Annotated in this window: 1 protein-coding gene; it reads right to left on the bottom strand. The window is 40.4% G+C overall.

The window, feature by feature from the left end; translation table 11 throughout:
- On the bottom strand, window positions 1-1,482 hold a 1,482-nt coding region (locus tag SORDD27_RS10005; RefSeq protein WP_081103358.1), incomplete at both ends, for an endo-beta-N-acetylglucosaminidase.

The raw sequence follows: 1,482 nt of genomic DNA on the forward strand, positions 1-1,482 counted from the left end.
GAGGTAATAATTTCCTACCCATTTGTTGCGAGCGTAGCTGCCTTCTGCTGTTAGATAATAATATGAACCATAGTTTTTATCATAAATCCAGTCACTTTTAACCTTTTTTCCATCAGAATCAACATAATAACGACCACCATCTACCCATTCATTTTTAGCTCTCTTTCCATCTGATTTGAGGTAGTAATTTCCTACCCAGCCAGACTGAACTTTAGATTGTGATTTATCCTGTTTAGGAGTTGTTTCTTTAGCTTTTTCAGCCGGTTTTTGTGCTGGTATTTTTGGTTTCTCAGCAGGTTTTTGTGCTGGCGTTTTCGGTTTCTCAGCAGGTTTTTGTGCTGGCGTTTTCGGTTTCTCAGCTGGTTTTTGTGTTGGTGTTTTTGGTTTCTCAGCAGGTTTTTGTGCTGGCGTTTTCGGTTTCTCAGCTGGTTTCGGTGCTGGTGTTTTCGGTTTCTCAGCTGGTTTTGGTGCTGGTTTCGGTGCTGGTGTTTTCGATTTCTCAGCTGGTTTTGGTGCTGGCTTTGGCGCTGGTTTTGGTTGCCACACACCATCGTCTCCTACATAATAACGACCACCATCTACCCATTCATTTTTGGCCATCTTACCATCTGATTTTAGATAGTAATTACCTACCCATTTGTTGCGAGCGTAGCTTCCTTCTGCTGTTAGATAATAATAGGATCCATAGTTTTTGTCATAAATCCACTCAGCTTTAGCCATCTTACCATCTGATTTAAGATAGTAATTGCCTACCCATGTGTTGCGAGCGTAGCTGCCTTCTCCTGTTAAATAATAGTATGACCCATAGTTATTGTCATAAATCCATTCATTTTTAGCTCTTTTCCCGTCTGATTTTAGATAGTAATTACCTACCCATGCGTTTCGAGCGTAGCTACCTTCTGCGGTTAGATAATAATAGGATCCATAGTTTTTATCATAAATCCATTCACTCTTAGCCATTTTACCATCTGATTTAAGATAGTAATTGCCTACCCAAGCATTTTGGACATAGTTTCCCGAAGCATTTAGATAGAAATAAGAATTAGCTTTTTTATCAAAAATCCACTTATTAGTAACTTTAGTACCATTTTCATAGTACGATGAGCCTACCCAACCAGACTGAGCTGCAGATTTGGACTTATCCTCTTTAGGACTTGTATTTTTAGGTTTCTCAGCTGGTTTTTGAGCTGGTGTTTTCGGTTTCTCAGCGGGTTTAGGCGCTGGTTTTGGTTCTGGTTTTGGTGCTGGTGTTTTTGGTTTCTCAGCAGGATTTTGCGCTGGTGTTTTTGGTTTCTCAGCAGGATTTTGCGCTGGTGTTTTCGGTTTCTCAGCTTGATTTGGCGCCGAAGTTGTATTCTCTTTTACTACCTTACCATTTTTAGACGCGTCCTTTTCTTGAGCAGAAACATGCTGAGCCGAAAAAGGAAAGTCTCCAGTTGTATCTGCAAATGAAATAAGTCCCAGTGTTGCAGTTGCTAAGCT

Source organism: Streptococcus oralis (assembly GCF_001579025.1).
Lineage (GTDB): Bacteria > Bacillota > Bacilli > Lactobacillales > Streptococcaceae > Streptococcus > Streptococcus oralis_X.